At 40.1% G+C, this 26,967-nt stretch carries 27 protein-coding genes; 17 read left to right on the top strand and 10 right to left on the bottom strand.

Translation table 11 applies throughout. From position 1 onward, the window contains the following. The first annotated feature begins 154 nt into the window (after positions 1 to 154). A complete protein-coding gene (locus C8P64_RS01455) occupies positions 155 to 403 on the top strand; it encodes a DUF7218 family protein (protein ID WP_108170284.1) in 249 nt (82 codons plus the stop codon). 93 nt (positions 404 to 496) lie between these two features. Then, positions 497 to 1,534, top strand: a complete 1,038-nt coding sequence (locus tag C8P64_RS01450) for an App1 family protein (RefSeq protein ID WP_108170283.1) — start codon at positions 497 to 499, stop codon at positions 1,532 to 1,534. A gap of 76 nt (positions 1,535 to 1,610) precedes the next feature. Here C8P64_RS01450 and C8P64_RS01445 read toward each other — a convergent pair whose 3' ends face one another. Together C8P64_RS01445 and C8P64_RS01440 are read right to left on the bottom strand one after the other, a co-directional pair. Then, positions 1,611 to 2,279 (bottom strand): sterol desaturase family protein, encoded by a 669-nt coding sequence (locus tag C8P64_RS01445; RefSeq protein WP_108170282.1) that lies wholly within the window; start codon positions 2,277 to 2,279, stop codon positions 1,611 to 1,613. 12 nt (positions 2,280 to 2,291) lie between these two features. Next, complete coding sequence (locus tag C8P64_RS01440) at positions 2,292 to 2,906, bottom strand: deoxynucleoside kinase (RefSeq protein ID WP_108170281.1); 615 nt, start codon at positions 2,904 to 2,906, stop codon at positions 2,292 to 2,294. Between the two features lie 180 nt (positions 2,907 to 3,086). Between C8P64_RS01440 and C8P64_RS01435 the strand changes: the two genes are divergently transcribed. Then, the gene (locus tag C8P64_RS01435) at positions 3,087 to 4,040 is read left to right on the top strand and encodes a DUF302 domain-containing protein (protein WP_108170280.1); all 954 of its coding nucleotides are present in this window, start codon (positions 3,087 to 3,089) and stop codon (positions 4,038 to 4,040) included. On the opposite strand, the gene C8P64_RS01430 is transcribed toward C8P64_RS01435, so the two are convergent. From C8P64_RS01430 to metK, 8 genes are all read right to left on the bottom strand, one after another. Then, positions 4,037 to 4,387, bottom strand: coding sequence for a DUF6122 family protein (locus tag C8P64_RS01430; RefSeq protein ID WP_108170279.1), 351 nt, complete (start codon positions 4,385 to 4,387; stop codon positions 4,037 to 4,039). The genes C8P64_RS01435 and C8P64_RS01430 overlap by 4 nt on opposite strands. Before the next feature lie 16 nt (positions 4,388 to 4,403). Continuing rightward, a complete protein-coding gene (locus C8P64_RS01425) occupies positions 4,404 to 4,742 on the bottom strand; it encodes a DUF202 domain-containing protein (RefSeq protein ID WP_108170278.1) in 339 nt (112 codons plus the stop codon). Positions 4,743 to 4,744: 2 nt separating this feature from the next. Continuing rightward, complete coding sequence (locus C8P64_RS01420) at positions 4,745 to 6,550, bottom strand: SLC13 family permease (protein WP_108170277.1); 1,806 nt, start codon at positions 6,548 to 6,550, stop codon at positions 4,745 to 4,747. A gap of 248 nt (positions 6,551 to 6,798) precedes the next feature. Then, positions 6,799 to 7,740, bottom strand: coding sequence for a threonine ammonia-lyase (locus C8P64_RS01415; protein ID WP_108170276.1), 942 nt, complete (start codon positions 7,738 to 7,740; stop codon positions 6,799 to 6,801). Positions 7,741 to 7,800: 60 nt separating this feature from the next. Next, positions 7,801 to 8,247 carry a universal stress protein gene (locus C8P64_RS01410; protein ID WP_108170275.1) on the bottom strand — a complete coding sequence of 149 codons (447 nt, stop codon included), beginning with the start codon at positions 8,245 to 8,247 and terminating at the stop codon, positions 7,801 to 7,803. An 18-nt stretch (positions 8,248 to 8,265) separates the two neighbouring features. Then, positions 8,266 to 9,195, bottom strand: a complete 930-nt coding sequence (locus tag C8P64_RS01405; protein WP_108170274.1) for a 2-hydroxyacid dehydrogenase — start codon at positions 9,193 to 9,195, stop codon at positions 8,266 to 8,268. A gap of 19 nt (positions 9,196 to 9,214) precedes the next feature. Then, positions 9,215 to 10,579 carry an acyl-CoA dehydrogenase family protein gene (locus C8P64_RS01400; protein WP_108170273.1) on the bottom strand — a complete coding sequence of 455 codons (1,365 nt, stop codon included), beginning with the start codon at positions 10,577 to 10,579 and terminating at the stop codon, positions 9,215 to 9,217. 183 nt (positions 10,580 to 10,762) lie between these two features. Next, positions 10,763 to 12,022, bottom strand: coding sequence for a methionine adenosyltransferase (gene metK, locus C8P64_RS01395; protein ID WP_108170272.1), 1,260 nt, complete (start codon positions 12,020 to 12,022; stop codon positions 10,763 to 10,765). 967 nt (positions 12,023 to 12,989) lie between these two features. Here metK and C8P64_RS01390 point away from each other — a divergent pair. From C8P64_RS01390 to C8P64_RS01325, 14 genes are all read left to right on the top strand, one after another. Beyond that, positions 12,990 to 14,282, top strand: a complete 1,293-nt coding sequence (locus tag C8P64_RS01390; protein ID WP_108170271.1) for an O-acetylhomoserine aminocarboxypropyltransferase/cysteine synthase family protein — start codon at positions 12,990 to 12,992, stop codon at positions 14,280 to 14,282. 199 nt (positions 14,283 to 14,481) lie between these two features. Continuing rightward, positions 14,482 to 15,495 (top strand): alpha/beta fold hydrolase, encoded by a 1,014-nt coding sequence (locus C8P64_RS16685; protein ID WP_108170270.1) that lies wholly within the window; start codon positions 14,482 to 14,484, stop codon positions 15,493 to 15,495. Continuing rightward, positions 15,458 to 16,531 carry a homoserine dehydrogenase family protein gene (locus tag C8P64_RS16680; RefSeq protein ID WP_108170269.1) on the top strand — a complete coding sequence of 358 codons (1,074 nt, stop codon included), beginning with the start codon at positions 15,458 to 15,460 and terminating at the stop codon, positions 16,529 to 16,531. Before C8P64_RS16685 ends, C8P64_RS16680 begins: the two co-directional genes overlap by 38 nt. Before the next feature lie 6 nt (positions 16,532 to 16,537). Next, positions 16,538 to 17,755, top strand: a complete 1,218-nt coding sequence (locus C8P64_RS01375; RefSeq protein WP_108170268.1) for a trans-sulfuration enzyme family protein — start codon at positions 16,538 to 16,540, stop codon at positions 17,753 to 17,755. A 35-nt stretch (positions 17,756 to 17,790) separates the two neighbouring features. After that, a complete protein-coding gene (locus C8P64_RS01370; protein ID WP_108170267.1) occupies positions 17,791 to 18,207 on the top strand; it encodes an RrF2 family transcriptional regulator in 417 nt (138 codons plus the stop codon). Between the two features lie 198 nt (positions 18,208 to 18,405). Beyond that, positions 18,406 to 18,582, top strand: coding sequence for a DUF2061 domain-containing protein (locus tag C8P64_RS01365; protein ID WP_341476478.1), 177 nt, complete (start codon positions 18,406 to 18,408; stop codon positions 18,580 to 18,582). 2 nt (positions 18,583 to 18,584) lie between these two features. Beyond that, positions 18,585 to 19,214, top strand: coding sequence for a phosphoadenosine phosphosulfate reductase domain-containing protein (locus C8P64_RS01360; protein ID WP_108170265.1), 630 nt, complete (start codon positions 18,585 to 18,587; stop codon positions 19,212 to 19,214). A 10-nt stretch (positions 19,215 to 19,224) separates the two neighbouring features. After that, a complete protein-coding gene (gene cysD, locus C8P64_RS01355; RefSeq protein ID WP_108170264.1) occupies positions 19,225 to 20,124 on the top strand; it encodes a sulfate adenylyltransferase subunit CysD in 900 nt (299 codons plus the stop codon). Positions 20,125 to 20,134: 10 nt separating this feature from the next. Next, positions 20,135 to 21,379, top strand: a complete 1,245-nt coding sequence (locus C8P64_RS01350) for a sulfate adenylyltransferase subunit 1 (protein WP_108170263.1) — start codon at positions 20,135 to 20,137, stop codon at positions 21,377 to 21,379. 350 nt (positions 21,380 to 21,729) lie between these two features. After that, complete coding sequence (locus tag C8P64_RS01345) at positions 21,730 to 23,823, top strand: HEPN domain-containing protein (protein ID WP_108170262.1); 2,094 nt, start codon at positions 21,730 to 21,732, stop codon at positions 23,821 to 23,823. Then, positions 23,816 to 24,607, top strand: coding sequence for a uroporphyrinogen-III C-methyltransferase (gene cobA / locus C8P64_RS01340; RefSeq protein WP_108170261.1), 792 nt, complete (start codon positions 23,816 to 23,818; stop codon positions 24,605 to 24,607). Before C8P64_RS01345 ends, cobA begins: the two co-directional genes overlap by 8 nt. A 129-nt stretch (positions 24,608 to 24,736) precedes the next feature. Beyond that, the gene (locus C8P64_RS01335) at positions 24,737 to 25,330 is read left to right on the top strand and encodes a precorrin-2 dehydrogenase/sirohydrochlorin ferrochelatase family protein (protein WP_108170260.1); all 594 of its coding nucleotides are present in this window, start codon (positions 24,737 to 24,739) and stop codon (positions 25,328 to 25,330) included. After that, on the top strand, positions 25,323 to 26,387 hold the full coding sequence (locus C8P64_RS01330; RefSeq protein WP_108170259.1) for an NAD(P)/FAD-dependent oxidoreductase: 1,065 nt from the start codon (positions 25,323 to 25,325) through the stop codon (positions 26,385 to 26,387). The genes C8P64_RS01335 and C8P64_RS01330 overlap by 8 nt, the downstream gene beginning before the upstream one ends. Positions 26,388 to 26,517: 130 nt before the next feature. Continuing rightward, a complete protein-coding gene (locus C8P64_RS01325) occupies positions 26,518 to 26,940 on the top strand; it encodes an OsmC family protein (RefSeq protein WP_108170258.1) in 423 nt (140 codons plus the stop codon). The last annotated feature ends 27 nt before the right edge of the window (positions 26,941 to 26,967 follow it).

The raw sequence follows: 26,967 nt of genomic DNA, 5'->3' as shown, positions 1-26,967 counted from the left end.
CAAGGATTTTGAGGAGGATGAATTTTCACATTTTCTTAAAAAATGTTTAAGGTTGTTAAAATTTGGCGTTAAACTCTAGTTAATCAGAATCTGGATTTTTTGGGTTCTCAACTGAAATTGTAATTTTAACATATAACCAATAAAGATTTCAACCATGGCAGAAGATCACGGGCCTCAAATTAAAAATGACGAACAATACGAAGAATTACGGGATCAAGGAATGAGCAAAGAAAAGGCGGCTAGAATCGCCAATGACCCTAATTCCGGGGAAAAAGGAGGTAAAGCAGAAAAATACGAGGATAGAACAAAAGAGGAATTATACGAGAAAGCAAAAGAGCTGGGTATTGAGGGTAGAAGTGAAATGTCCAAGGACCAACTCATAAAGGCCCTTAGAAATCACTAATTCACTTACGGATACTAAATCTTTTATAAATCTTGGGCCTGAAATAAACGTTTTTAGGAATAAAACCTAAATTGGAACAAACCAATAGTTTTAATGCGAAAACGTTTCAAGAAATTTTTAGGCCGGTACAAAAATCTAGATCAGGTCTATGTTTTGCCCTATAGAAGTTATGGTACTTATTCCCATTTATATGTAAAAGGCCGGCTCCTGGATAATGAACCTTTGCATATCGTCAAGGATCAATCCATCTGGAAAACAATTAAGAATACCTGGAAGCAATTCGACAGTTTCGAGATTCCTAATGCCAAGGTACAATTGAAGATCAGGGATAAGGTAGATCTCACCGGAACTACTAATGACGAAGGTTATTTCCTTTTTGATAAGACCATAGAAGAAAATCTTTCGGAACACGCTAACAAAGAAGGTTGGCTCAACTACCAGGTCTTTTATAAAGAAGAACTTTCTCAAAAGACCGAGTTAATAGATGATCCAGCCGAGGGAGAGTTCCTGGTGCCCCAAGTAGATGCGGAATACGGAGTTATAAGTGATATTGATGATACGATTTTACAAACCGGTGTTACCTCTTTTCTAAAGTTGAGATTACTCAAAAATTCCCTGCTTACGAACGCCTATGCAAGGATTCCTTTTAAGGGCGCTCCTGGTCTTTATAAAAAGATGCATGAAGGTAAATCGGGCGAATCCAAAAATCCCATTTTTTACCTGAGTAATAGTCCATGGAACCTATATGAGTATTTAAAATTATTTCTGGACTATAATGAATTTCCCAAAGGGCCTATTCTATTAAGAGATTTTGTAACTCCCTTCGACCGCACTTTAAAACCGGAAAAGCCCCATAAGCAGAAGGAGATCACCAATATTTTAAAGACCTATCCAGATATGAAGTTCATTCTCATTGGGGATAGTGGTGAGCATGATGCGAGTATATATACCGATATTGCCGCTCAGTATTCAGACAGGATCCTGGCGATCTATCTAAGAAGCGTAAAACACAAAAAGCAGATGGAGCGGGTACGGAGTTTGGTTGATAATTTTGATAGCGTACCGGTTTTAATGGCAGATAATTCTAAGGAAGCTGAGATTCACGCCCGAGAGAATGGATTTATTCAGTAGTATTATATGTCGATTTACTTAAAACAAAAGATCCCGGAATTTCCGGGATCTTTTGTTTTATATATGATATATTGAACTAGCTCGGATCGATGCTGGTTCCAACCGCAGCACGCTGACTCTTAGGTGCTTTTCTTGGCATTGTTCCAAATAATACATCCCATAGAGGAGAAGACACTCCAAAAGCTCTGTCTGGCTCTCTATAGTGGTGGATACTATGGTGATGCCATAAGATCTTCAGGATATTATTAGGCACTTTAAAGGCGTGTACAGAATAATGTACCGCAAGATATCCTGCGTACCCAATTAAGAAGCCGGCAAGGAATCCAAAAACATAATCACCAAGCACTGCACGGTAAATAATAAATAATACTGTAGAGATGACCAGGCTTAGAACCGGAGGCATCGCCAGTCTCGATTTATCTTTTGGATAATCGTGATGTACCCCATGCATGGTATAAGATAACTTCTGTTTTCTAGGCGTGGTTGCAGGAATATGATATAAATACCTGTGCATCACATATTCAATGAACGTAAAGAAGAAAAGACCTGCCAGGAATAACCCGATCATGGCCGGAGCTTCAAATCCTTTTTCAATGATCCCGTAATAGACTAGTGCCGTGGCAATTATTCCAAATATAATAAGCGGAATAGATATGTGCGTATGCGTTAATTTCTCTAAAATAGGGTTGTCGAACAACTTTGGTGAACCCTTATGTTTAGGTCTTTTTAATTTAGTTGATTCCATATTGTAATTCTGTTAAAAAAGTCCGTGTAGCTCTCCGTCGATCCTGTTAATGATATCTCCGAGGTCTTCAGGATTGTCTACAAAGTTAATATTATCCACATCAATTATCAGCAAATTACCCTTGTCATAATTATGCACCCAGGCTTCATAACGCTCATTTAGTCGGCTTAAATAATCGATGGAGATCGTGTTTTCATAATCTCTTCCGCGGCTGTGAATTTGAGCCACCAGGTTAGGGATACTACTTCTAAGATAAATAAGAAGATCTGGTCCCTGTACCACACTTTCCATGAGATCGAAAAGTGATTTATAATTCTCAAAATCCCTGTTTGTCATCAAACCCATGGCGTGAAGGTTTGGCGCAAAAATATAGGCATCTTCATAGATCGTTCTATCCTGAATGATCTTTTTACCGCTTTCCCTAATCTGCAATATTTGCCTGAACCTGCTATTTAAAAAATAGATCTGCAGGTTAAACGACCAACGCTCCATTTTGTTGTAGAAGTCTTCCAGGTAGGGATTCTCGAGTACATCTTCAAACTGTGGTTCCCATTTATAATGTTTTGCGAGTAATCTGGTAAGCGTGGTTTTTCCTGCACCAATATTTCCGGCGATGGCTACATGCATAATTTGATTTCTTAGGCTGAATTAAGGATGGTAAAGATAAAATAATTGAATTAAAATGGGAGGGATAGCATCTTTTGCGTCAATATTTTTTTGGACGGCATATTGGTTGGGAGTTAAAAAATATTAATTAATTGAAAATAAAGTTTTTATGAGCTTACTTTATTAGTGCAATTAATACATATGAAGGCAATTATTCTCTTAGCGGCAATCATCTTTCTTTCAGTTTCATTTTCTCAAAATCAAATTGAAGATAAAACGGTCAGTATGGAACAGGATATGGATCAATATGCTGAAAAATTACAGACAAGTCTTCCCATTGGAGTGAACTATGCATTTTCTAAAGTGAACATTTCTGAAGCTTATGATCATCTAAAGCAAAAGCTGGATAATAATCCTGCCATTAGCATCATTGCTGAAGTAGATCACGCAGCGAATGCCCGGTCTATAAATGAGGCATTGAATTTTAATCGAATAATCTTCTTCGGAAATCCAAAACTGGGAACTCCTTTGATGCAGAAAAATCAACTTGCCGGTCTAGATCTTCCTCAGAAAATATTGTTCTACGAGGATCCTGAAAAGAAAAACATGGTACTATATAACAGCGTGGATTATTTGAGATCTCGTCATGATCTGGAAGGAGTTTTGACTTTAAATAAAATTTCGAATGCCCTGGAAGGCCTGGTTAGGGATGCAACTAAAAGTGAAGTTCTCCAAGTAGAAAATTCTAAGGCTAGATTTAAAGAGGGCATAATAACTGAAAAAAGTAATAGAAACTTTGAAGATACTTACACAAGCCTTAAGAATATCATTGAAGCCAATCCCCGGATAAGAATAATGGCTGAACTGGATCATCAAAAGAATGCAGCAAGAGTTGGCATGCAATTAAACCCCACCAGGATCATAATATTTGGAAATCCCAATTTAGGCACACCACTCATGCAGGAAAAGCAAAGTATTTCTCTTGATCTTCCGCAGAAAATGCTGGTTTGGGAAAATTCCGAAGAAGAAGTTTATGTATCCTATAATGATCCATATTATATCGCGAAAAGGCCTTCCGTAGAAAATAAAAAGGAATTGCTGGATAAGATGGCCAAAGCATTGGCTAAAATTGCCAGAACTGCAGCGGGTAATTAAAAAACATCCTGCAGGCAGGTCGCACATTTAGCATAGGTCCAGATGCAGTCTATAAGATCGGTGAACATATGGAAGAACAAGCCTATACAGATCAACCTTATCACTTTATGCTTAATAAAGATCATTCCCAGAACGTAGGCGGTAATGGCAATTTCTGAATGCAAAGGATGACAACCTATACTGCAGCGATCGGGATCAAACAAGGGAGTTGCCAGTAAATGGTCCAGGTCCACCATCATTGTCGCGGCGAGAATGGCCCAGTATTTAAGCCAGTTTTCCTTATCGTATAAATAAGCAATCAGGCCGATGGCGAGGAAGTGTAAGGAATAGTGAACTATTTGCTGCAAGAGAGGTTAATTTCTTTTATCGGTGATTTTCCTGGTTCTCATTGGTGTCTTCATCGGGCTGTAATAATTTATTCAGTTTTCTTTCCAGGGCAATATATCTCGAAAATCCAACGATGAGAAACAGTACACAAATTAATAAAGAGAGGTAACCCACCCACATAAGGCTTATTCCCTGGTATTCCTTGATCTGTAATAATGCCAGCCCGCTAATTAAAAGATAGATCGAAGCCCTGATGTAAGAGAGTAAAGTTCTTTCGTTAGCAAGTTTGGTCCTTTCCAGCGCCAGATGTTCCCGCACGAGCTTTTCATCAATTATTCTTGTCTTAAACGGATTGTGGAGTTTTACTCGTCTCATATTCAAAAAGGAAAAAATATTGGGATCACAAATGATGCTGCGATCCAGATGATAAAGTTAAGGGGTGTACCGAACTTTAAAAAATCTCGGAACCTATAATTTCCCGGCGCATACACCATGGTGTTCACGGGATAACTTACCGGGGTCATGAAGGTAAGGGAACACGCGAACATTACTCCAATTAAAAAAGGCTTTTCGCTTACCTGCATTGCGGCAGCAAGACTAATAACAATAGGGGTCATTAAAGCGGCCGCAGCCTTGCTGGAGAGTACGTTCGTGGATAAAAAGGTAAACAGGAATATCAAACTCAGCGTCCACCGGGGATCCAGCCCGCCCAGGGATTCATAAATATATTGTGAGATGATCTCTGAACCACCGGTCTTTTCCAGGGCTTTACCCATAGAGAGCACCCCGGCGATCATAAAGATCACTTTCCATTCAATGGCCTCATAAGCTTCCTGGGGTTTCAAAATGGTTAAGGTTACCAGCAGGAGACTACCTATCATGGCGCTAATAAGAATAGAAGTCAGGTTAAATGCTGCCGCTCCAACCACTCCTATCACGATGAGCAGTGCTGGAATCGCTTTCTTATAATCAACCCTTCGTCCTTGGTATTCAGAAAGAGTTACGATCAGTTTTTCTGAAGTTAAAAGCGAAATGGCTTTTTCAGAAGCAAAGAGCAACATCATATCTCCTTCCTTTAAAACCACATGAGAGACGTCTTCAGTGATGGTTTCCTTTCGGTGTCTTATGGCCAGAACCGAAGCATAATAAGTACTCCTGAAGTTGAGTTGTTTGATAGATCTTCCGGCAATTTCAGAGCCATAGGGAATCATCACTTCGTAGATCTTTTTCTCCTCGTTTAAAGGAGTATTTTTAGGGTCTATTTTATCATTCGGTTTAATATCACCGACATTCTCTTTTTCTCCTCTAATAGAGAGCCCTTTTTTTACTTTTAATTTAGCCAGGTTCACGGGGTCAACCAGGATCCTGATGAGGTCATCTTCCCTTAAGACCGTTTCGCCATTAATTTCATATACCCGGTAATGTTTTCTTTTAATGCGCAGGATCTGTACCTTATAATCATTTACCAGTTTCGATTCTGAAATAGACCGGTCTACATCATCATAATCCTTATGCAACTCGATCTCTGCCATGTATTTTTCAGCTTCTTTTTTGAAACCTGTATCCTCCGGAAGCCCCCTTTTTGGTAGAAGTATAGGCCCCATGATGAAGATATAGGCCATCCCGATACTCAGCAGGCATAAAGCCGCCAGAGAAAATTCGAACATTCCGAAGGCTTCAGAACCAAGCTTTTCAGCATAACTGCTTACAAGGATGTTGGTGGAAGTACCGATCAACGTACAGGTGCCTCCAAATAAGGCTGAAAATGAAATTGGAATAAGTAACCTCGCCGGACTAATATTAGCTTCACGGCAAACCAGAAGCGCAACCGGGATCAGGATAGCCACCACGGCAGAATCATTTATGAATGCCGAAAGAACTGCTGCGGTTGTACTTAAAGATACGAGAGCGAGAAAATAATTGATCTTGGCGATCTTAATCAATTTCGCACTGAGGCCGTCAATAATACCAGATTTAAAGACTGCCGCGCTCACCACGAACATACAGCCAAGTGTTATGGTGGCAGGATGGTTGAATCCGGAAAAACCTTCTTCCGGGCTTAAGACCCCAGATACGATAAACAAGGCCATGATGATAATGGAGGTCGTATCTATCGAAAAATAATCGCGCACGAACAGGATGATTCCTATTATGATGATCGCGACCGTTAGATACAATTCCATTTAGCAACCTGTTGGTTAGTTTTAAATTTTGGCTTATTTAAAGATAGTATTTCTTTTATTTAATGATATAAAAAACTAAAATTCAGTAGAATGCACTAAAAATGCTTGATAATAATGCGTAAGGTTGAAATTTGTAGAAAAAGGATTGAATCTACATTAATAGGCATTCGGTTTCCTGCCGTAGAATATTCTCAAAGGCATATTGGACAAATGCTTGTATCAATTCTGGTAGTTAAAGCCGGAGCAATTTAAAATGGAAGTTTGGCGAGATCTACATTTCCACCAGAAATTATAATTCCTATCTTTTTGTTTTTGAAGCGTTCTTTTTCCTTGATCACGGCTGCCAGTGCAACGGCACTCGATGGTTCTACGATGATCTTCATGCGTTCCCAGATAAGCCTTAAAGCAGTTTTTATTTCATCTTCTGAAACTCGCACAATTTCATCTACATGTTCCAGGATAATAGGAAAATTGATGTCTCCCAACTGAGTTTTTAAACCATCTGCTACGGTATTGGCCGTTTCATTGGTCTCGATCTTGCCACTTTGCAGGGAACGCCAGGCATCGTCTGCTTCAAGCGGTTCACCACCCATGCATTTGCAGTTATTACCGAAATGTTTAACCGCTAAAGCCGTGCCGGCTATGAGTCCGCCGCCGCCAACGGGGCAGAAAATGATATCAAGATCTGGTTCATCTTCCAGTAATTCCAGGGCAGCGGTTCCCTGTCCCAGGATCACATCCAGATCGTTAGAAGGATGAATAAAAGTAGCCCCTGTTCTTTGCTGAATTTCATCTGCTGTTCTTTCACGATCCGGTAGGGTAGAGGGACATTCAGTAATTTCACCACCGTAAGTCCGCACTGCCGCCTTTTTAACTTCCGGGGCGCTATCAGGCATGACGATATAGGCTGGGACTTCCAGGCTTTTTGCAGCTAGGGAAAGTGCCTGGGCAAAATTACCTGAAGAATGGGTTACTACACCTTTTGCTTTTTGCTCTTCAGAAAGATTTAGGATAGCATTGGTAGCTCCACGCATTTTGAATGCTCCCATTCTTTGAAAATTCTCACATTTAAAATAAAGATCTGCGCCGGCGATCTCATTAATTAAATGAGAGGTGAGCACCGGGGTGCGATGTATATGTGGTTGAATTAGTTTAGATACTTTTTCGAGCTGCGCCTTTCCTGTTTTCAAGATCAAATAATTTTGAATGAAAATAAAAATTCCCCGTGAGAACGGGGAATTAATTTGCTTTTATTCGTCTATAGGAATGGTAAGTATCGGAATTTCAGCTTTTTTGATCAATTCCATAGATACACTTTCCTGTAAGAGGTTATGGAGAAAACTATGTTTATGAGTTCCGACAATAAGCAGATCTATATTCAGTTTTTTTGCTTCCTCAACAACCGTTTCTACCGTAGACCCCTGGATTAATAATGCTTCTTTTACAGTATCTTCACTTAGGAAATTTTTGCAGACCTCCTGCAGATTTCGATGCTCTTCACGATACTCATCTGCTTTTATATCACGAATATATTGTGGCCCGGGTTCATACCCCACAAAGTCGGGCTCTGGATCTGCAACGTGCAAAACCCAGACTTTAGAGCCGAATTTTTCGGCAAGGTTGTCGGCATAGACCATCAGTTCCCCAATGCTGTCATTAAAATCGACAGCTACCATGATATTCTTTAAATTATCCATCTGTAAAAGATTTAATTATCAATAACCTTTCTCCTGTTCCACCTTGTTTTTAAGAGGTTCCTCATCCTTCATTCTGTCATAATTTTCGGCGATCTGGCCGGCAACAGATTCAGGTTTGGTTAAACTGGCAATATGGGGGGTAATGTTGATCTTCTCATGATCCCAAAACGGGTGCTCTTCCGGTAATGGTTCTTCTCTGAAAACATCTAAAGAAGCTCCGGAAAGATGACCGTTATCGATCATTTCCATAAGATCATGTTCTACCAGGTGTTCTCCCCGGGCAACATTGATCACATAAGCTCCTTCTGGCAGCATATCGAACAGGTCTGCATTCAGGATATTTTCAGTTTCTTCAGTTAAAGGTAATAAACAAACCAGAATTTCTGAATTATTAAGGAATTCTTCGAGTTGGTCTTTCCCATGAAAACTGGTTACATGGTCACAGGATTTCTCGGTTCTGGACCATCCATAGACCTGGAAAAAGTTTTTATGAAGCTTATCTGCTACTTCATTCCCCAAAACTCCTAGTCCCATAATTCCAACTTTCGTGTCCTGAGGTCTTTTATATTGAAATTTCTCCCATTTCTTTTCTTTCTGGGCTTTTACATAATGGTGCAGGCCTCTAATATGATTCATTACCTGGCTTAGTACGAAATCACCCATATCTTCGGTAAGGGTATCATCTACCACCTTGGTGATCTGGATTCCTTCTGGCAAGGCATCATCGCTTAAAATATGATCTACTCCTGCTCCCATGCTGGCGATGACCTTAAGATTAGGATAGTTTTTGAACAATCCTCGTGGGTGGTTCCAGGTGAGCGCAAACTCGACTTCTTCCTTATCATGATCTTCGGGATAAACATAAACGTTCATCCCCGGGTGCTGATTCTTTAATGCTTTTTCCCAATTTTCCGGATCCTTCCCCGGACATACAATCAATACTGACATAAATCTTTCTTTTTCTTTTTTAACTTACAAAAGCGCTATAGCCTGTTATGGCGCGCCCAACAATTAGTGAATTAATTTCTTTTGTTCCTTCATAACTATAGATCGCTTCGGCATCTGCCACGAAACGGGCTACGTCATATTCGAGTAAAATTCCGTTCCCACCAAGAACTTCCCTGGCCCGGCTTACCACATCCCGCATTCTCATACTACAGTAAACTTTAGCCAGGCTGGCGTGTTCATCTGTTAGTAGTTCCTGATCCTGCATTTCAGAAAGTCTGAAACACAATGTTTGCATGGAGGTGAGATTGGAAAGCATTTCTACGAGGTGATTCTGGATCAACTGGAAAGAAGCAATAGGTCTTCCAAATTGTTCTCTCTTTTTGGTGTATTTCAACGCGCTTTCATAGGCTCCTCTGGCACATCCAACCGCCTGCCAGGCCACTCCGGCCCTGGTCATTCTTAGAACATTGGCAGTGTCTTTAAAGGAATTTGCGTTTTGAAGCCTGTCGCTTTCGGGAATTTTACAATCGGTAAGGGTGATAATGGCGTTTTGTACGATTCTTAGCGCCATCTTATCCTTTATCTTTTCGGTTTTAAAACCAGGATTTTCTTTTCTAACTAAAAACCCCTTCACCTGGTTGGAATCAAGATCTCTGGCCCAGATGATAGTAACATCTGAAAATGTGGCGTTCCCGATCCATTTTTTCTGACCGTTCAGAATCCAGTTCTCACCATCAAACTTACAGGTAGTTTCTAATCCGCCGGCAACTCCAGATCCTACATTAGGTTCGGTAAGGCCAAAGGCACCTATCTTTTCCATTTTCTGCATCTGGGGAAGCCACTCTTGTTTCTGTTCCTCGCTTCCGCATAAATAAATCGATCCCATGGCCAATCCACTATGTACTCCAAAAAACGTGGAAATGGAAACGTCTACTCTTGCTATTTCCTGCGCGATGATACCCTCCATCAAAAAAGGAAGATTCGGGCAGCCGTAACCTTCATAAGGAACCCCAACGATATTCAGATCCCGGAATTTCTCAATAACCTCAAATGGGAACTGGTCTTTTTTCCAGTATTCATTTACTAAAGGCTTAATTTCATTCTCCATGAAATTGCGCACTTTTAACTGAATTTCCCTTTGCTTTTCGGTTAATTTGAGATCCAGATTATAAAAATCACCATCGATGGGAGGGAGGTCATGCTGGCCTTTTTTGCGTTTTGTTTTTAACATTTTCATCAATCCGGCCAATTGACGGTCGTCTAATTTTCCTAAAGTTTTCATTGCATCTGCCAGATCGATCTTTTGATTGATCTTGGCTAACTGATCCATGTCAACCGACTTTAGCAGGTTGATCGTGTTTCTTACTTTTTTAAATAAAGACATAGGAAAATCTCTTGGTGAATCTTAAAAGTAGGAATTATTAGAGCTCGCTGCTGTTAAGGTTTTCCGAAGAAATGATAAAACTGGGCTTGCCTCTGGAAAATAAAAAAGCCGCTTAAAAAGCGGCTTTTTTTATAATATATAGGATGTACTTTTTCTGTTACTCGAAAAAGGTCTGTTTGAGAATTAATTCAACCCAAACTCCTCTTTCACTTTATCTACAAAATCCAGTTTCTCCCAGGTAAATAATTCCACCTCTTTGGTGATCTTACCTTTGTACGGACTGTTGAAAATTTTGGTAACCGTTCTTGGTTCTTTCCCCATATGCCCGTAAGCAGCAGTTTCTCTATAAATAGGATTTCTAAGTTTCAATCGGTTTTCAATCGCTGAAGGTCGCATGTCGAAGATCGCTTTTACCTTTTCAGCAATTTGCCCGTCACTAAGCTCTACATTTTTCTTTCCGTAAGTATATACCGAGATCGAAGTTGGTTCAACCACTCCAATCGCGTAAGATACCTGGACAAGAATTTCAGGAGCCACGCCTGCGGCTACTAAATTTTTTGCGATGTGTCTTGAGGCATATGCTGCAGAACGGTCTACTTTCGAAGGATCTTTCCCTGAAAATGCACCACCACCATGAGCACCTTTTCCACCATAAGTATCTACGATGATCTTTCTTCCGGTTAGCCCGGCATCACCATGTGGCCCACCGATCACGAATTTCCCGGTTGGGTTGATATGGTAAACGATATCGTCATTGAACAATTTCTGAACATATTCCGGCAGCTGTTCCTTTACCCTTGGGATCAGGATATCGATAATATCTTTCTTGATCTTGGCCAGCATTTTTTCATCATCGGCATCAAAATCATCATGCTGGGTAGAAACTACAATAGCAACAATTCGCTGCGGCACGTTTTCGTCGCTGTATTCTATGGTCACCTGGCTTTTAGAATCAGGTCTCAGGTATTCGATTTCTTTTCCTTCACGTCTAAGCTTCGCCAATTCGATCAGGATCTTGTGCGAAATATCCAGGGCCAGCGGCATATAATTTTCAGTCTCATTGGTTGCGTAACCAAACATCATTCCCTGGTCACCGGCGCCTTGTTCTTCTTTATTTCCGCGGTCTACTCCCTGGTAGATGTCCTGAGATTGTTCATGGATCAAAGAGATCACCCCACAGGAATCACCACTGAATTTATAAGCGCCTTTGGTATAACCAATATCATTGATAACATCCCTGGCGATATTCTGTACATCTAAATATGTATTACTTCTTACTTCACCTGCAAGCACAACCTGCCCTGTAGTTACCAGGGTTTCGCAGGCAACTTTAGACTCCTCGTCGAAGGCAAGGAAATTATCTAATAAAGTATCACTAATCTGATCTGCAATTTTATCCGGGTGCCCTTCAGAAACACTTTCCGAAGTAAATAAATAAGCCATTCAATTCCTTTTTTAATTTATAAGAATGGAAAAATTTGACGTGAAGGGCTAAGTGGAGTGTAGTAAACATTCTGCTTTAGCATTTTCAAATACTTTTTTCAAAGTATCATAGGGTTGCAATCAGTCAAATCTATCCCTTTCAATATGTTGGGTACAAATGTATAAAAATTCATATCATGGCAAATGGATTTAACGTCATTTTATCCAATTTGAATTTTAAATATGATTTGTTTAAGTGTTCAGATTCTATTTATAGGTTCGATCTGGGCGTTGCGCTGCGCCTAATGGCTTGCGCCGGGCTTTCGCGGCTCGCTTTCCGATGAAAAATCGGAAGAGCTCAAACAACCGCTCAATCCCTAACGCGGTATCCAATTTCAGTAAAATCAGGTCGAAAAAAATTATGCTTTCAAAACACCAGTAAAACAAGAGGTTTTAAAACTTTTTCAATTTATTTTTTACTAAAGGCTTGGATATTAAAAATTTCCGTGCATATCTTTGTAATTCAGAAAACGAAAAAATGATCAGTAGAATTTGTAATATGATGTGTATGATGCCGGAAACCTCCGCAGCGCACTCTATTGCATAAAACTGAAAAGATATAATTGCAAAAAGCCGCTGCCGACCGCAGCGGCTTTTTTTGTACCCGAAATTAAAATTGAAATAATAAATTGTCATCCTGAACTTGTTTCAGGATCTAATTAGAAGCTGAAACGAGTTCAGCTTGACGAAAAACTAAACGTCACCCTGAGCGCAGTCGAAGGGCAGTAAAAGTGTAAAAATGAAAAATAGAGTAATAGCAAATATGATGATGTGTATGGACGTGATGTGTATGTGTCACATGGAACGCTATTGCCAAAACTTGAGAATTTAGATTAGTTATAAAGTTCAATTCAAAAAGTCCCCCTGGTAATAGCAAATCAGGGGGACTTTTTTATTTCAGAAACAATAACAATTAAAAACATATATCATGAGTACTAAAAATTTTTCAACCAAGGCTTTACACGCAGGACACGATGTTACACAAAACGGAGGAACCAGAGCAGTTCCAATTTATCAAACAACTTCTTACGTCTTCAATAATTCAGACCATGCTGCTAACCTTTTTTCATTAGCCGAACCAGGATTTATTTACACCAGGATCAACAACCCAACCCTGGATATTCTGGAGCAGCGACTGGCAGCACTGGAAGGCGGTATCGCCGCGGTAGTCACCGCCTCGGGAACAGCAGCAACCAGTACGGCATTACTAACCCTCTTAAAAGCTGGTGATCACATAGTTTCTTCGAATAGTCTTTACGGCGGAACTTACAATCTCTTCAAGAATACCTTACCCCGACTCGGAATCACCACCACCTTCGTAGATCCTACAGACCCTGAAAACTTTACCAAAGCAGCAAAAGAAAATACCAGAGTGTTCTTTGCTGAATCTGTGGGAAATCCAAAATTGGATGTATTGGATCTAAAAGGAATTTCAAAAGAAGCAAAAGCCTTCAAAGTTCCTTTCATCGTAGATAACACGGTGGCGACTCCTTATCTGTTGAACCCAATAGAGCATGGTGCAGATATCGTGCTGCATTCACTCACTAAATATATCAACGGTAACGGAACTGCCCTGGGTGGAGCGATCATCGATGCCGGGAATTTTGACTGGGCAAATGGCAAATTCCCTGAATTCACCGAGCCTTCTCCAGGATATCACGGACTGGTTTACCATGAAGCTCTTGAGGAAGCAGCATTCATCGCCAAGGTTAGAATTGAAGGATTAAGGGATCACGGTGCGGCCTTGAGTCCGTTCAACGCTTTCCAGATCATTCAGGGGCTTGAAACATTAAAAATCAGAATTAAAGAACATAGTAAAAATGCCCTGGAACTTGCGAAATGGCTTCAGGAGCAGGAAGGAGTGGAATGGGTTAATTATCCAGGACTTGAAAACAGCAAATATTATAAACTGGCTAAGGAATACCTGCCAGAAGGACAAAGTGGACTTGTAACCTTCGGAGTAAAAGGTGGATTTGAAGCTGCAAAAACTGTGGTAGACGAAGCTAAGGTATTCTCATTGCTTGCAAATATTGGAGATACAAAATCGCTTATTATTCATCCGGCGAGTACCACGCATCAGCAATTAACCGAAGAGGAGCAGGCATCTACGGGTGTAACTCCAGATCTTATCAGGTTATCTGTTGGTCTGGAAGATGTGGAAGACCTTAAGTCTGATCTTAAAGAGGCCTTCGCTCAAATTAAAAAGAGATCATTGGTTTAATGAAAGTCATTCAGAGCGAAACGAAGTGGAGCGAAGAATCCTAGATTTTTTTATCAGGAGATCCCTCACTTCGTTCGGAATGACAGGAAAGAATATTGTCATTCAGAGCGAAATGAAATGGAGCGAAGAATCTCTAAAAATTTTATTATTCCAAGAGATTCCTCCCTTTGTTCACAATGACAAAAACATATTTACTTAGATGCTTCAAGAGATTAAAATAGAAAACTTTAAAAATTCCGCGGGAACAGTTCAGGATATCTACCTGAGTTATCAGTTTTTCGGAAAAAAACCAACGGAAGCCCCCATTATTCTCGTGAATCATGCGCTTACCGGGAACTCACTGGTAACTGGCAGTAAAGGCTGGTGGAAAGATCTTATTGGCAAGAATAGATGTATCGATATTGAAAGGTTTTGTGTGCTGGCTTTTAATATTCCGGGAAACGGTTTTAAAGGCCATGAAGATCAGTTCTTTGAAAATTATAAGGAATTCAGATTAAGAGATATTGCCGAGATACAGGCTCAGGCTTTGGAAAAACTAGATATAACTAAACTTTTTGCCATTATCGGTGGAAGTATCGGTGGAGCTCTAGCCTGGGAACTGGCTGTTCTTAAACCCGAACTGGCAGAGCATGTAATCCCGATCGCAAGTGATTATAAGTCTACAGATTGGCTGGTGGCAAATTGCAGGATCCAGGATCATATCCTTAATAATTCTTCAGATCCAGTACATGATGCGAGGATGCATGCAATGACCTTTTACCGCACGCCACAGTCGCTGGCTCAAAAATTTGAAGGCAAAAGGAATAAGGAAAACCAGGCTTATGAAGTAGAGAACTGGCTTCTTCATCATGGTGAAAAGCTTAAGAACAGGTTTACCCTTCCTTCATATAAACTGATGAACCATCTGCTTACCACCATAGATATAAGTGACGGTTCCGGAAATTACCTCGAGGCGGCGAGCAGGATCAAGGGTGATATTCATATAGTAACGGTGAATTCAGACCTGTTTTTTCTGGCTGAAGAGAACTGGAATTCTTATGTGGAGCTTTCCCTGCTGAAAGGAAATATCAGTATTCACGAGATAAGATCTATCCATGGCCATGATGCTTTCCTGATCGAAACCGATCAGTTAAACCGATTTTTAAAACCAATATTTCAAACAAAGACACCAAAAAATGAAAACGATACATCTCGCACTGTTTGGGCCGGGTAAGGTAGGCAGGAAGTTGCTGGAGCAGCTCTCTAATTCTGAAGAACATTTGAAGAATTCTTCAGGCATCACTGTGAAGTTGATCCTGGTGGCCGACTCCACGCATGCGCTTTTAAACCCAAATGGAATAAAGTCTGACTGGGATAATGGTTTCAAAAAATACTCAAAGAAATATTCTTTCAGTGAGATCGAGGAATATTTTAAAAAACATGAATTTGCAAATTTGGTATCCATAGATACCACGGCCAGTGATGATTTCCCGCATAAATATTTCAACCTGGTGAATGCAGGGAGTCATATCATCGCGGCGAATAAAGTAGCGAATACATTGTCTTCAGAATTTTATGATGAGTTAAGGAGAGAATTGAAAAAGAACAACAAGAATTTTATCTATGAAACCAATGTGGGCGCCGGACTTCCGATAGTTGAAACTTTGAGAACGCTTCATTTATCAGGAGAAAAGATCACCAGGATAAGAGGAGTATTTTCAGGTTCGCTGAGTTACATTTTCAACACCTATTCTAAGGAGGATAAGGAGTTTTCGAAAGTACTTGAGGAAGCCGGAATACTGGGTTATACTGAACCAGATGCGCGTATTGACCTAAGCGGAAAAGATGTGGGAAGAAAATTATTGATCCTGGCCAGGGAACTTAAACTGAAAAAGGAATTTGAAGAGGTGAAAATTGAATCTCTTATTCCAACTCAATTGAATGGAAACACCAGCCTAAAAGAATTTAATTCCAGGATTACTGAACTGGATGAACATTTTCAGGGGTATAAATCAAAACAACTGAAAGATGAGGTTTTAAGATATGTCGGAGAATTAAATGTCGCCTCCGGAACCCTGGAAGCTAAATTGATCAGTGAACCTAAGACTTCTGTTTTAGGACAGATAGAAGGCGCTGACAATATTTTCGAGATCTATACCGAATCTTATAAAGATCAGCCTTTAGTGATTCGTGGAGCGGGAGCGGGGGCTGAGGTTACCGCAAGAGGAGTATTTGGAGATATTTTGAAAATATCTGAACGATTAAATTAGAACAAAATGGAAAACCTACAAGCTATAGAAACTGGGAAGAACAGACTTAATGGTCATCATGAGGAACATTTTGAGACCATTGCTGTACGTACTCAAAGTGAAAGGACGCAATTTCAGGAGCATTCTGTGCCGCTCTATCTAACTTCAAGTTATGTCTTTGAGGATTCAGAAGATATGCGCGCGAGTTTTTCGGAAGAGAAGGAGCGTAATATATACAGTAGGTTTACCAACCCGAATACCTCGGAGTTTGTAGAGAAAATAGTGAAAATGGAATCTGCGGAAGCCGGTTATGCTTTTGCCACGGGAATGTCCGCGGTATTTTCCACTCTGGCTGCCTTGCTGAATAGCGGAGATCATATAGTCGCGGCAAGATCTGTGTTTGGCTCCACTCATGGATTGTTTACCAAGTACTTCCCCAAATGGAATATTTCGCATTCCTATTTCGATGTGAATAAGCCAGAAACAATTGAAAGTTTCATTAAACCGGAAACTAAAATCTTGTTTGCAGAGTCTCCAACTAATCCCGGCGTGGATATTCTGGATCTTGAAAACCTGGGTAAGATTGCGAAAAAGCATGACCTCATTTTGATCATAGATAACTGCTTTGCCACACCCTATATTCAGAACCCGATTAAATTTGGAGCTGACCTGGTGATACATTCGGCTACAAAATTGATCGACGGTCAGGGTAGAGTTCTAGGCGGAGTTACCGTAGGACGGGAAGATCTTATTAGAGAGATCTATTTATTCAGTAGAAATACCGGGCCGGCGCTTTCACCATTTAATGCCTGGATACTTTCAAAAAGTCTGGAAACTTTATCAGTAAGGTTAGAGAAGCATTGTGAAAATGCCTTAAAAGTAGCCAAGTTTCTGGAAGAAAGAGACCAGACTGAAAACGTGAAATATCCTTTTCTAAAATCGCATCCGCAGTATGAAGTGGCAAAAAAACAAATGAGATTGGGCGGGAATGTGGTGGCTTTTGAGATCAAAGGAGGAATAGAGGCGGGCCGAAGGTTTATTGATAAACTTCAGCTTTGTACACGCTCTGCAAACCTGGGGGATACCCGGACCATAGTGACGCATCCTGCTTCGACCACCCACAGTAAACTGAGCGAAAATGAACGTCTTGATGCAGGAATCAGCGACGGACTAGTAAGGATCTCGGTTGGACTGGAACATATAGATGATATAATTAATGATTTAAAAAACGCATTGAAGAATTAGAGAAAGCAAAGGGAAAATATTTTTATATTCGTCCCATGCTTTCCAAAAAGACCAAGTACGGAATTAAGGCACTGGCGTATATCGCCAGGAAAAAGGACAGGAAACCAGTCCAGGCTTCAGAAATTTCAGAAAGTGAGAATATTTCACAGAAGTTTCTTGAGAGTATCATGCTCGAATTGAGAAAATCGGGTTTTCTAGGTTCTAAAAAAGGTAAAGGCGGTGGCTATTACCTCATCAAGGAACCTAACGAGATCAGGATGACCGCAGTGATCAGGGTACTCGAAGGACCCATCGCGATGGTTCCTTGTGTTAGTCTTAATTATTACGAAAAATGTGATGATTGCCCAGATGAAAATACCTGTTCAGTTCATAAGCTGATGATACAGGTTCGGGACGCTTCACTGAATGTACTTGGCGAAAACACTTTAGAAGATATTGCGATCTCGCAGTAAGAAGAAGTGTTAAAATAAGATTTTTATTTAGAAAATAATTGGTGTTTAAAAGAGTGAAGTCTAGTTTTGCTTAAAACCTAGTAAACCGATAGGGTTATAGTTTTTAATGAAGAGAATATGTTGATGTTACTGAATCATACAAACGCAAAAAGCACATATAAGAAGGATAAAATAACTGAACGCCCTGTTCGAAGTATTTTGAAAACGATTAGTTGGAGGATAGTTGGAACTATAGATACTATAATCATATCATGGATCCTTACCGGGCAGATAGAGACTGCCCTGGCTATTGGTTCAGTAGAACTGGTAACAAAAATGATCCTGTATTTCGGGCATGAAAGAATTTGGAATTTAATACCGTACGGAAAAGAATAGTTATGAAAAGGCTAAGTGATACAGAGCTAAAAGAGCTTAATAAGAAATTCAAAGAAGAAAATCCTCCAGAAATTATCAGGTGGGCGATTAAGGAAGGAGAATCTCCGGTGGTGACAACTAATTTTCGTCCTTATGAGGCTGCGATAATTTATGCCTGCAATGCGGTAAAACCAGGTATTAATGTGATCTGGTGTGATACCGGTTACAACACGCCCCAAACCTATAAACATGCAAAGGAATTAATAGATTCTTTAAAACTCAATATTTCCCTTTATACGCCTGTAGAAACTGCGGCTTATAGAGATGCAATAAATGGAGGTATTCCATCTGTAGATAGTCCTTTTCATGCTGAATTTACAAAACAGGTGAAGCTGGAGCCTTTTCAAAGAGCAATGGCAGAACATGAACCGGATGTTTGGTTCACGAATTTGAGAAAAGGTCAGACTGCTTTCAGGGACAGTATAGATATTTTGAGTTACAGTAAAGATGGAGTATTAAAGGTGAGTCCATTTTATCATTATTCAGATAACCAACTTGATGAATATTTAAAGGAAAATGAATTGCCGAACGAATTCAAATATTTTGATCCAACTAAAGTATTAGATAACAGAGAATGTGGTTTACACGCGTAAAAAGATATAAATGAGTTCAATTTTAAATCAAAATACACTAGAAAGCGAGGCTATTTACATTTTCAGGGAAGTGGTAGCGCAATTTGAAAATCCGGTACTCTTATTTTCAGGAGGAAAAGATTCTATAACGCTGGTTAGACTTGCGCAAAAAGCCTTCTACCCGGCAAAAATTCCCTTTCCGTTAATGCATATAGATACAGGACATAATTTTCCGGAAACTATAGAATTTAGAGATCGCCTTGTTGAAGAACTTGGATTGAATCTGATCGTAAGAAGAGTTCAGGACGATATTGATAAAGGAATTTCTATTGAGGAAAAAGGAAAATATTCCAGTCGGAATTCCCTTCAAACCAATACGCTCTTGAATGCGATCGAAGAATTCAAATTTGATGCTTGTATTGGCGGAGCTCGCAGGGATGAGGAAAAGGCAAGAGCCAAAGAAAGGATTTTTTCAGTTAGAAATGATTTTGGAGAGTGGGATGAAAAGAACCAGCGTCCTGAAGTTTTTGACATGCTTAATGGAAGAATTGATATTGGCCAGAACGTTAGAGTGTTTCCAATTTCAAACTGGACTGAATTGGATGTATGGAGTTATATAGAATCGGAAAACATTGAAATTCCATCTATATATTTTGCTCATGACAGGGAAATATTTGAAAGAGATGGTTTGATCTGGACCGCTTCAGAATACGTATACAAAGAAGATCACGAAACCACACAAACAAAACGTGTGAGATTCAGAACTGTTGGTGATATAACCTGTACAGCGGCCGTAGAGTCTGATGCTGATACAGTTCAAAAGATCATACAGGAAGTAAGAGATTCAGCAATTTCAGAAAGAGGAGCCAGGATCGACGATAAAAGGTCGGAAGCCGCGATGGAAACAAGAAAACAGCAGGGGTATTTCTAAAAAGAATAAAATGGAAGTTTTAAAAATAGCAACAGCAGGCAGTGTAGACGATGGTAAAAGTACCCTTATAGGAAGGTTGCTTTACGATACAAAGTCGCTTACTTCAGATAAAATTGAGGCAATTGACAGAGTGAGTAAGAAGAATGGTCTTGATTATCTTGATTTTTCACTTGCCACAGATGGCCTTGTAGCCGAAAGAGAGCAAGGAATAACCATAGACGTAGCCCATATTTATTTTTCGACACCTAAGAAAAGTTACATTATTGCTGATACTCCCGGCCATATTGAATACACCCGAAATATGGTTACAGGCGCATCAACTTCTCAGACATCGATCATTCTTATTGATGCCAGGAAAGGTGTGATCGAGCAGACTTACAGACATTTCTTTATAAATAATTTATTGAGAGTTAAAGAGGTAATAGTAGCAGTTAATAAGATGGATCTTGTTAATTATTCAGAAGAAGTATTTAATGATATCATCCAGGATTTTGAGGAGCTAAGGGCAAAAAGTGATTTTAAGGATCAAAAACTAACTTTTATACCGGTAAGTGCTTTATGGGGTGAAAATATTGCTGAGAAATCCACTGCGATGTCATGGTATAATGGTCAAACAATTCTGGAACATTTGGAAGCACTAAAAGCTGAAGATTTTGAAGAACAGAGTCAGGCCAGATTTTCAGTTCAAACGGTGATCAGGCCAAAAACCGATGAATTTCATGACTATCGTGGATATGCCGGTAAAATTAGTGGTAACAGCCTGAAAGTTGGTGATGAGATAACAGTACTTCCATCTTTAACTACTTCTACCATTAAGGATATTCAATTTTTTACTGAATCTTTTAATGAAGCTCCCGCAGGTAGTTCAGTTACTATAAGCCTTGCAGACGATATTAATGTTGCAAGAGGTGATATGTTGGTAAAATCTAATGAAGTTCCAGCAGAAACGAAAGTCCTCGATGCGATGGTCTGCTGGATGGACAATAAGGCCCTGGTTCCGGGAACTAAATATGTGCTACAGCACAATACAAATGGTATACTGGCTAAGATCGATAAAGTGGAAGGTCACGTTGATAACAATTTTGGAGCGGAAGAAAAAGTTTCATTTTTAGCTTTAAATGATATTGGTAGCGTAAAGATCAGATTAAGCAAACCAATTTTTGCAGATAGCTATCATGAAAATAGGGCAAATGGAAGGTTTATTTTAGTTGATACTCTAACTAATACAACCGCAGGAGTTGGCTTTATAAAATAAAAATCAAGAAACAGTGAAACTATTCATTATGAACATTATGTCTAATATGTGTATGTGCTATTCGCCTCACACTTAGAAGTCTATTTTATAAACTGAATTATAAAAAGTCCTTTTAAGTAAAAACCTAAAAGGACTTTTTGCATTTAAAAAGGTGTTCAAAAAAAGTAGCGTCATGCTGAACTTGTTTCAGCATCTCAGCTCGATGAAATCGATTAGTGAAAAGACCCTGAAACTCCCGATGCTTCGGGACAGGGTGACGATTAAAAAAAAGCCGTCATGCTGAACTTGTTTCAGCATCTCCTCGGAAGCAGATTAGATATTAAAGGAGAAGAATTTAAATAGTAAGAATTATGCAAAGTTTTAGAACCGAAATTGAAAATCCCATTGTCGAACAGGACATTCTGGATTTAGAAAAGAAGATTAGGCTCTTCCGGGAAGGAAAGGCTGATGAAGAGAAATTCCGAAGCCTGCGTCTTGCACGTGGAGTTTACGGGCAGAGACAATCGGGTGTTCAAATGGTTCGTATAAAACTGCCGTTTGGGAGAGTCACCTCAGAACAGTTACATCGAATCGCCGATGTTTCCGATGAATATTCCAAAGGGCGTTTGCATATAACTACCCGACAGGATATACAGATCCATTACGTCAGTCTGGACCGGACTCCTGAACTCTGGGCTCAACTCGAAAAAGATGATGTTACCCTTAGAGAGGCCTGTGGAAATACGGTAAGAAATATTACAGCTTCTCCAACCGCGGGGATAGATCCAAATGAACCATTTGATGTTTCGCCATATGCGCATGCTGCATTTCAATTCTTTCTTCGAAACCCTATCTGCCAGGAAATGGGAAGGAAATTCAAAATGTCTTTCTCCTCTTCAGATGAGGATACAGCCTTAAGTTATATCCATGATCTCGGGTTTATTGCGAAACTGAAAGATGGAAAACGCGGTTTTAAAGTAATGCTTGGTGGCGGACTCGGTTCTCAGCCAAGACATGCTGATGAGCTTTACGATTTTCTTCCGGCGGAGGAGATCATTCCGCTAATTGAAGGTGTGCTTCGCGTTTTTGATCGTCATGGCGAACGTGCAAAGCGATTAAAAGCAAGAATGAAATTCCTGATCAAGGATATTGGGAAAGAAGCCTTTATGGAATTGGTGGAAGCACAGAAAACGGCTTTATCTCAAAAACAACCAAAATTCGAAATTGAGAAATTTGAAGCTGCTCCACCTTTGCAGGATGCAGAAGTTCCTTTGGTAAATATTGAAAACCAGAAAGAATTCGAAACATGGAAAAGCACCAATGTTTTCGAACAGAAGCAGGAAGGATTATACGCTATTGGAATCCGGGTTCCGTTAGGTGATTTTTATACCGGTGGCGCCAGGAAACTGGCAGATCTGGTTAAAAAATATGCCGGTAATGAGCTAAGGTTGACCTTAAGACAGGATATTTTGGTCCGTCATGTGCGCGAAGAATTTCTGCCATTCTTTTATTCGGAATTGAAGAAACTGGGTTATGCTGAAACCGGTTATAACAAAACAGTCGATATCACCGCCTGCCCGGGAACCGATACTTGTAATCTTGGAATTGCGAGCAGTACTGGAATTGCAGATGTGCTGGAAGATGTTTTAAAAGAAGAATATCCTCAATTCATCAACGGTAAGGATATTACCATAAAGATAAGCGGATGTATGAATGCCTGCGGCCAGCATAATATGGCTGAAATTGGCTTCCAGGGAATGTCTATCAAAGTTGGAAAAACTGTGGCTCCGGCACTTCAGGTATTGCTTGGTGGCGGAACAATTGGAAACGGCCAGGGAAGATTCGCAGATAAAGTGGTAAAGGTCCCAAGTAAAAGAGGACCTGAAGCCCTAAGGGTTTTACTGAACGATTTTGAAGCGAATTCAGAAGTAGATGAAAAATTCGCGGAATATTACGACCGCAAGGAAAAAACTTATTTCTATGATCTGCTGAAAGACCTGGCAGATACTTCCAATCTCAGCGAGAATGATTTTGTGGACTGGGGCCATGAATCGCCATATATCAAAGCAGTTGGTGTAGGCGAATGTGCAGGAGTGGTGATCGATTTGATTGCGACGCTATTATTCGAAAGTGAAGAAAAGATCGATAATGCAAGATCTGCACTGGAGAGAAAGGATTGGTCAGATAGCATTTATCATTCCTATACTTCGATTGTGAATTCCGCTAAGGCCTTATTGCTGGCTGAAGATGTGAAAACCAATACTCAGGCTGGCATTATTGCACAATTTGATGAGCTTTTTGTAGAAACCGGAAAGATAGAATTATCTACAACTTTCAAGGAATTCACCTATCAATTGAACGAAAACGAGCCAACAGAGGCTTTTGCAAATAAATATTTAGAGGACGCGCATTTGTTCCTGAAGAGGGTGGATGCATTTAGAACAAAGGAGGTACAAAATGTATAATTCACCAAAACTAACCGTCGTTGGAGCGGGACCTGGAGATCCGGAATTGATCACCGTAAAAGCTTTGAATACATTGAAGTCGGCAAGTGTAATTCTTTACGACGCCTTGATCAATCGGGATCTACTGGAATATGCGCCACAAGCGGAACATATTTTTGTGGGAAAACGAAAGGACAAACATCGTTTTTCGCAGGATGAGATCAATGAACTTATTGTAAAATATGCTCTGGAACGCGGCCACGTAGTAAGACTCAAGGGTGGTGACCCATTTATATTTGGAAGAGGATCTGAAGAGATCAATTTTGCAAGGAAGAACGGACTTGAAACAGCAGTCGTTTCAGGGATCACTTCTTCAATTGCGGTACCGGCAAATGTCGGCATCCCGCTTACCCAAAGAGGAACTTCGGAGAGTTTCTGGGTGATTACGGGAACCACGTCTCAGAAAAATTTATCAAATGACGTTCGTCTGGCGGCTCAATCTACAGCAACGGTTGTGATATTAATGGGAATGGGAAAACTCCCTGAAATTGTTGAGGTTTTTAAAGGCTTCGGAAAACAGGATATTCCGGTGGGAATTATTCAGAATGGAACCACAGTGAATGAAAGATCAGGTTTTGGAACGATCGAATCTATTGAAAAGGTCGTTTCAGAAAAACAACTGGGAGCTCCAGCAATTATAGTAATTGGTGAAGTGGTAAATGAAGCGAATGCTTTACAGAAAGTTTTTCAGAATGTGAAAAGCATTCCGAAGCAATCGAATTTTATAAATGCAGGAGCAGCTTAAATAAAACCATGTCAAGCTGAACTTGTTTCAGCTTCTCTATTTGAGATCCTGAAACTCCCGAGGCTTCGGGACAGGATGACAAAATACAATGGTCAGGTCGAGCGGAGTCGAGACCTTAAAAAATGAAAAATGGAAGAAAGAAACGAACTATACCCGGTTTTTCTAAAGGTCAATAAACTGAATATCCTTGTGGTTGGAGGAGGAAATGTAGGACATGAAAAACTTCATTTTCTGTTCAAATCAAGCCCGAATGCACAGGTTGAGATCGTAGCAAAATGGTTTTTACCAGAAACGGAAGAACTGGCAAAGAAACACGGTGCAAAATTGATCAAAGGCAGGTATAAGAAGAAATACCTGAAGAAAAAACATTTCGTGATCGCGGCGACCAACGATGCGAAACTCAATAAACGGGTTCACCGCCACGCGAAAAAGAGATTTTTACTGGCAAATATCGCCGACACCCCCGAACTCTGTGATTTCTATATGGGCGGAATTGTGAATAAAGGCCATGTGAAAATCGCGATTTCAACCAACGGGAAGTCGCCAACCACGGCAAAGCGGTTACGGCAGTTTTTCGAGGAGGTGATCCCTGAGAATGTGAACCAGATGGTCGAAAATTTAAATGAATATAGAAAGTCCATTAAAGGTGATTTTGAAGCCAAAGTGGAACAGATGAATACAATAACAGAATCCTTAATCGTAAAAAAAGAGAGTGATGATTAAAACAGATATCCTGATAATCGGGGCCGGACCAACCGGATTGTTTACCGTTTTTGAAGCGGGATTATTAAAGCTGAAAACGCATTTGATAGATGCGCTTCCGCAACCTGGTGGGCAATGTTCAGAAATTTACCCAAAAAAACCCATCTATGATATTCCGGCTTTTCCGGAGATCCTGGCGGGAGATCTGGTGAAAAATCTCATGGAACAGATTAAGCCCTTCGAACCCGGATTCACTCTTGGTGAGCGTGCCGAAACTCTGGAAAAACTTGATGATGGAACTTTTATCGTGACCACCAATAAAGGAACCCAGCATCATGCACCTGTAGTCGCAATTGCCGGCGGGCTTGGTTCTTTTGAGCCCAGAAAACCACCTATTGCTAATATTTCTGATTTTGAAGATAAAGGAGTTTCATATTTTATCAAAGATCCAGAAGTGTATTGTGACAGAAAAGTGGTGATTTCCGGTGGTGGAGATTCCGCTTTAGATTGGGCTATTTATTTAGCAGATGTTGCTTCAGAAGTTGCCTTGGTTCACCGAAGGGAAGAATTCCGGGGAGCACTGGATTCCGTAGAAAGGGTTTCAGAACTGGCAAAACTTGGAAAAATTGAAATGATCACGAATGCCGAAGTTGTTGGATTAAAAGGAGAAGATGAACTGGAGCAGGTGGTAATTCGTCATAAGGACAAGGCCCGCGGAGAAGAGTTCAGGGAGGTAGATGATTTTATTCCGCTATTTGGATTATCGCCAAAATTAGGACCTATTGGAAGCTGGGGATTGGAGATTGAAAAGAATGCCATTAAGGTTGATAATTCCTATGATTATCAGACGAACATTCCCGGGGTTTATGCGATTGGCGATGTAAATACCTATAAAGGGAAATTGAAGCTTATCCTTTCTGGTTTTCATGAAGCCGCCATCATGTGCCAGAGTGCTTATCAACGAATTTATCCGGATAAAAAATATGTTTTAAAGTACACCACTGTTGGCGGAGTAGAAGGATTTGATGGTTCAAAGAAAGAAGCTAAAAGAGAAGTCGTTCAGAGCATCAGTGTTTAATCAACTTTGGTAGCGTCAGCTTGAGCGCAGTCGAAAGCTCTTCTTATTGATTTTGCAAAACCAAATTATGGTAACCAATGTTACCCGCGGGAAAAAGCAGAATTCCTATCTTTGATGAAAATTCGAAACCATGAAGATCAGCTTAAAACGAATCAACGATAATTACCTATTTGAAACTGTAAACGAACGCGGAAATATTGTTCTTTTAGACAATAAATCTGACGAGGAGCCAAAAGGATCAAGTCCGATGGATCTTATCCTTCGTGGTATCGCCGGTTGCAGCAGCATCGATGTAGTGATGATCCTGAGAAAGCAGAATCATGAACTGGAAGACCTTAGGGTAGAAGTTGATGGTTATCGTGAGGATGGTGCTATTCCAAATGTTTTCAAAAAAATCCATTTGGATTTTATCTTAAAAGGTGATGTTCCTCCGGCCAAGGTGGAAAGAGCGGTAAAATTATCGATGGATAAGTATTGTTCCGTTTCGAAAATGCTGGAAAAAGCAGCTGAGATCAGTTACTCTATCACCCTGAATGGTGAAAAGGTCTTATAGAAAATTTTCTTAATTCCTTGCTTTTGG

The sequence above is a fragment of the Christiangramia gaetbulicola genome (assembly GCF_003054225.1).
GTDB classification, from domain to species: domain Bacteria; phylum Bacteroidota; class Bacteroidia; order Flavobacteriales; family Flavobacteriaceae; genus Christiangramia; species Christiangramia gaetbulicola.
This window is presented reverse-complemented; position numbering and strand designations above follow the sequence as displayed.